The following is a 5,323-nucleotide window of genomic DNA, read 5'->3' on the forward strand; positions in this document are numbered from 1 at the left end:
TATGGATCCGCCTAAAAATATCAAGAGTGCTTTCGTTGTCACTATCGCGCACAGTAGTTTGTACTGCGGTTACCGAAGGTCCTGAAGATGCTCGGCTATCAGGTGCCTCCGTGGACGCCCGTAGCCCGAGCTGGTCCTCAGTGGCGGCGAAAAGTTCGCAGTACTTTAGACGGTAGAACTTTATCGGCAGTGCGATGCCGCGCTCATGCCGCCCGACCATCTCGGCGGTCGTTCCTATGCGATCAGCTACCTCCTGCTGAGTCAGGTTCGCCGCTTGTCTGTATTTGGCAAGGCGCGGGCTTAGCTCGCCTCTGCGTGGTCGACCCATGATCCCCCTATCTCAACTAATTTGGTGCCATTCGAGTTTTGAGCCGGGTTTCGAGGTGGGTAAGTTTCTAGGTTTCTAGCCCTGTCCACACTGCTGTATTTCTGGTCTTATTGAGGAGTCGAAGTTAAAAGAAGAAAGAGCATGGTCCGGAGGGATTTCCTGTGCGAATATCGAACGTGCTGGCAGCCGCATCTTTCACTCCTTATAGGCCTTGGCGATGCGTATCAACTGATCGGCGCGAGCCTTGGATGTTCCAAGTCGCGCCGCGAGCTGGCTAAGCGACATGGGCTCTGACCGCCATACACGGAAGGCCATGCGAGCGCGCAAGGTAGCTGCCTCGCTGACCATCACGTCAGTGTCTTCGCGCAAGGCGGTTGCTCGGCGAAAGGCCACTTCGGGATCTGGCTCGGCTTCGATCTCAGCCACAACGGCCAGATGGGCGGTTCGGAGTTTCCCAAGCGGGGCCTGGTAGATCTTCGCTTCTTGGTTACCCACCGTCCCAGCATAAAGGCCAGCGTCAAGAGAGCACTAGACAAGCGTCTAGGGATGGCTGTACGGTCGGTCGTGTAGACGTCCCTAGACGGGTGGCGCCGGCGGGGGTAGCCCCGCCGGGGCCGATGTACCCGCCGCCCCAACGAGGAGACATGGATGCAGATCAAGGCTATCCCCGGGCTTGGCGAGGATCGTGAGCCAACCCCACGGGAGCTGCGAAGGACCGAGGCCGAGTGGCCCTTGATCGAGGCTGAGCTGCGTCGGATCGTCGCGGACTGGCCGGAGGTCGCCGGTGATCTCGCCGCGCTCGATGCCGAGATCGTTGCTCTGTCCTCTTCCAGCGACGCGTCCAGCAGGAGCGGCACGGCGGAGACCGCCGGGTGGTCGGTCAGCACCGGTCTGCTGTTCGGCGGGATTCCTGGGCATGGCAGGTCGGCCGGGATGCGGACCCTTGCGGTCTGTGGCGCCTTTGACAACGAGTTCACATCCCCTGGTGATGGTGGCGGAAGGACTGTGCGATGAGCCGTCCTGGACTGCTGGCTGCTCCTGGTTCGCCTGACGACGACCCTCCCGGCCACCACGGCCTGGCCCAGCCCGTCCCGGCCGTACGCCGGCCGGGGGAGACCATCACCTCCGCCGAGGACACCGCTGACGAGACGCTCGCCGTCTGGGCTGCCGCGGGTGACGCGGTGGCGTTCGCGGAGCTGTACCAGCGTTACCAGCAGATGACCGGCGCACACCTGCGGCGCCGGGGAGTCGACCCGGCCGACGTCGACGACCTCGTTCAGGAGGTGTTCGCCTCCGCCCTGGAATTACTCCACGACGGGGTGTTCTCCGGCGCGCTGTTCCGCCACTGGCTGTTCGCGCATGTCCTGACCCGGATAGTGAACCGCCACTTCCAGAACGGCTGGCAGCACGACGAGCCGCTCACTTGGGTGACGTTCACCGCGGCGCTGCCTGACCCCGACGCTGCCCCGCCGCCCACGCTGTCGGTGCGGCTAGCCACGGCGCTGGCCACGCTGTCTCCATGGCACCGGCAGATCATCGAGCTGCGCTATGTGGAAGGCCAGTCGATTGCCACCACCGCGCTGATTACCGGGCTTGCCGAGTACACCGTGACAGCGCTTACCGGGCAGGCAAAACGGGACCTGCACCAGGCACTGACCGGCCTCGCCCAACACCGAACAGGTGGTGCGGCGTGAGGTACCGGATTGAAACGGAGAAGTATCCCGACAGTCACACCGTCGACGGGGTGACTGTCCCGGTGACGCGGACCCGGCGGGTGGCGGTGCCGGTGCTCCCCAGGGACTGGGATGCCCTGGCGGTCCGCGGGGTCGTCGGCCTGGTTCTGGCCCTGACGTTGGTGAGCATCACCTGGTCGACGGTGAGCATCGCCCATCTGCTGGACGGGACCTGGACCGCCTACCTCGCCGGCGGCGTGTTCGACCTCGCCTGGTGCGCCGCACTCGGCATGGCCTACCTCGTCCGGTTCCGCCCCGACCGCCGCACGGTGGTCGACCGGGTCGGGTGGGCGCTGCTCGCGGTCACCGTGACCGCGATCGGCATCGAGGGTCACCGCACCGGCGGGCTAGCCATGGCCTGCATCGGCGCGTCGGTCAGCATCGCCGCGAAAGCCCTGTGGTGGACCTTCGGACACGCCACCCGCCCGGAACTGACCGCTGACGACGCGCAGTGGGTCGCCGCCCAAATCTCCGCCGCCAGCGCCCAACTCGCCGTCGCCTCCGTGCGCCGCCAAGTCGCCCGCGCCCAGGACCGGGCGGCCGCCGAACTACTCGCAATGGAAGCGTCCCGACGACCACCGCACGGCACTGTCAACGTGCATGCCACCCCGAGCATCCCCGCCGCCCCGGCTGCCATCCCCGCCCCCGACATGCTCCCCGCCCCGGCGGTGACCACCGCACCGGAGATGGCCCTCCGTCTCCCCGAGAAGACCCTTGTCGCCGCCCTGGACGCACCCGACCGTGCAGCAGAGAGAACAGCCCCGGACCAGCCGAAACAGCTATCCCCGGGGCGCCCCGGGGCACGCCCCAACCGCGGTGTCACCGTCCCTCCCGCCGCCCGTGACACGACCGCCCCGACCCGGTCTGACAGCGACCTGCTTGATGCGCTTGACGCGCTTGGTGAGGCGGCCGGCGGCCTGTCGATCCGCGCCGCCGCGACCCACCTGTGCGTCGGACAGGTCCGCGCCAAGCGGCTGCTGACCGAACATGCGGCACGCCGACAGGCACCGCTGTCGCTGGTCCACGACGGTGACCGGGAGGTGTCGGCATGACCGGCGGCGTGCAGGCCGATCTGCGCCGGCTGCCGTGGTGGGCGACCGTCCCGGTCGTCCTGCTCGCGCTGGCTGTTCTGGGGCTGCGCGCCGCCGGCCTGGTCGTCGCCCTGATCGTCACCCTCGCCGAACGCGTCGATGTCGCGGTCGGTATCGCCGCCGGGATCTCGCCGTTGGGTGCGTCGACCGTCCTGATCCCCGACCTGACCGATCTGTCCGCCGCGTTCCGGGGAGGTGCCCGATGAGCGAACAACCCGCCAGCCCGTCTGAGGAGACCGACGGCCCGGACGCGACGGTCCTGCCCGGTCCGTGGCTACCCGCGATCGACGACGACCGGGTCATCGACGGCGAGGTCATCGACGCTGCTGGTGTCGCACCGGTCGGCCTGGTCGACGACGGCCCGCGCACAGCGGGCGGGGCGTTGAAACGGCGGCGGCCGGGCCCGCTGGTCCGCGCCGACACGGTCCGCGGGGTCACCCGCCCGGCGGCCCGCGCCGCCGTGCACGTCGGCTACGGCCATGTCCTGTGGGCCCGCCGGGCGGTGGATGCGGCCACCCATGCGGCGATCCGCGAGCAGATCCGCGCCACCCGGGCCCGCGGCGACGCCGGCGAACTCAAGGTCTGGCTGGACCAGTTGCAGGCCGCGAAGAACGCCCGCCGCGCCCGGCTCGCGAACCTACCCGAGGTCCTCAAGGCCACCGTGATCACCGCCGCCTCCGGCGTGCTCGTCATCGCCGCCGGCCTGGTCGCCCTCGGCATCCTCGTCGGGGTGGTCACCCCGCTGGGGATCGGCTGGGGCGACTACTGGCACTTTTTGGGCTGGCTGCTGGGCACCCTGGTCACCTGGGCCACCATCCTCGTCCCGTTGGCCGCTGCCGGTCTCGTGCCCGCATGGCTGGTCGCGGCGTGGCGCACCGGCCGCGCCGCCCCCGGCTGGGTCGCCACGTCCACCGACGACAACGTGGACATCGTCGTGGACGAACGCACCCTCACCCAGGCGCTTGCCGCGCTACGCATTAGGCAGATCACCGACTATCTGAAGATCGCCCCGATGCAGTACCTGGTGTCCGCCCGCCAGGTTGGCCGGGGCACCCACGCCGTCGTGCGCCTGCCCGCCGGCCTACCCGCCAGCCACATCACCGCCCAGACCCGCCGGGAGTCGATCGCGGCGAGCCTGCACCGGCGGGTCAACGAGGTCTGGCTACGCACCGGCGACGACGCGGGCCTGCTCGACATCTGGATCGCCGACCCCGGCGCACTCCAGGAAGGCGCCGGCCCCTACCCGCTGCTCACCGACGGCAAGGTCGATGTGTTCAAGGGCGTGCCGTTCGGCAAGAGCCTGCGCGGCGAACCCCTCACCATGCAGATCCGCGGACGGAACAGCATCACCGCGGGCATGCCCGACCAGGGCAAGTCCAGCGTCGCCCGCACCGTCATGACCGGGGTTGCCCTCGACCCGACCGCCGAACTACGGATCTGGGTCCCCGACTCCAACTACGACTTCGAGGCGTTCGCCCCACGCTGCTCCCGTTACGTCATGGGCGCCGAAAACGAGAAGATCGAACAGATCTGCCTGGACATGGAGGAACTCGTCGACGAGATCCAGACCCGCGGCGAGAAGCTGATCGAACACGGCGAGACCGAAGTCACCCGCAAACTCGCCTCCGCCGGGGTCGGCCTGCACCCCATCGGCGCCCTGCTCGAAGAGGCCCACATCGCGTTCGCGCACCCCGTCTACGGCGAACGGATCATCATCGCCTGCGAGACGGTCGTGCGCCTGGGCCGCAAACGCCTCATCCACCTGATCCTCAGCACGCAGGCGACCACCGGCAACAGCGTCCCCCCAGCCGTGACGATGAACTGCGCCAACGGCATCTGCTTCGCCGTCGCCCGCTGGCAGGAGAACGACGCCGTTCTCGGCCAAGGCGCCTACGCCGCCGGCCACCGCGCCACCGACCTCATCCCCGGCGTCGACAAAGGCAACGCCGTCGTGCGCGGCCTCACCCAGGACCGCTCCGTCGTCGCCCAGGCCTACTTCCTGTCCGCCTCCCGCGGCAACGACCAGGTCACCCCGATCATCACCCGGTCCCTCGACGCCCTGCGCCGTAAGGGCCTGCCCGTCCCCGGCACCACCACCCCCCGCCGCGACACCACCACCCCCACGACCCGCGACCTACTCGAGGACCTCGACGAGGTCCTCGGCACCGACC

Annotated in this window: 7 protein-coding genes; 5 read left to right on the forward strand and 2 right to left on the reverse strand. The window is 68.7% G+C overall.

What is annotated here, in order from left to right:
* Positions 1-328: helix-turn-helix domain-containing protein (locus G6R25_RS30925; protein WP_163554284.1), on the reverse strand; the 328-nt coding region annotated here is incomplete at its 3' end.
* Between the two features lie 195 nt (positions 329-523).
* Positions 524-823, reverse strand: coding sequence for a hypothetical protein (locus G6R25_RS20925; protein ID WP_136449113.1), 300 nt, complete (start codon positions 821-823; stop codon positions 524-526).
* Between the two features lie 153 nt (positions 824-976).
* Between G6R25_RS20925 and G6R25_RS20930 the strand changes: the two genes are divergently transcribed.
* From G6R25_RS20930 to G6R25_RS20950, 5 genes are all read left to right on the forward strand, one after another.
* Complete coding sequence (locus tag G6R25_RS20930) at positions 977-1,342, forward strand: hypothetical protein (RefSeq protein WP_163554285.1); 366 nt, start codon at positions 977-979, stop codon at positions 1,340-1,342.
* Positions 1,339-2,022, forward strand: a complete 684-nt coding sequence (locus tag G6R25_RS20935) for a sigma-70 family RNA polymerase sigma factor (RefSeq protein ID WP_163554286.1) — start codon at positions 1,339-1,341, stop codon at positions 2,020-2,022. The genes G6R25_RS20930 and G6R25_RS20935 overlap by 4 nt, the downstream gene beginning before the upstream one ends.
* On the forward strand, positions 2,019-3,113 hold the full coding sequence (locus G6R25_RS25525; protein ID WP_205447306.1) for a hypothetical protein: 1,095 nt from the start codon (positions 2,019-2,021) through the stop codon (positions 3,111-3,113). The genes G6R25_RS20935 and G6R25_RS25525 overlap by 4 nt, the downstream gene beginning before the upstream one ends.
* Positions 3,110-3,358, forward strand: coding sequence for a hypothetical protein (locus G6R25_RS20945; protein WP_136449247.1), 249 nt, complete (start codon positions 3,110-3,112; stop codon positions 3,356-3,358). The genes G6R25_RS25525 and G6R25_RS20945 overlap by 4 nt, the downstream gene beginning before the upstream one ends.
* The coding region (locus G6R25_RS20950) for a cell division protein FtsK (protein ID WP_163554287.1) at positions 3,355-5,323 on the forward strand (1,969 nt) is incomplete at its 3' end. The genes G6R25_RS20945 and G6R25_RS20950, both read left to right, overlap by 4 nt.

It is taken from the genome of Candidatus Frankia alpina, from assembly GCF_902806485.1.
GTDB lineage: Bacteria > Actinomycetota > Actinomycetes > Frankiales > Frankiaceae > Frankia > Frankia alpina.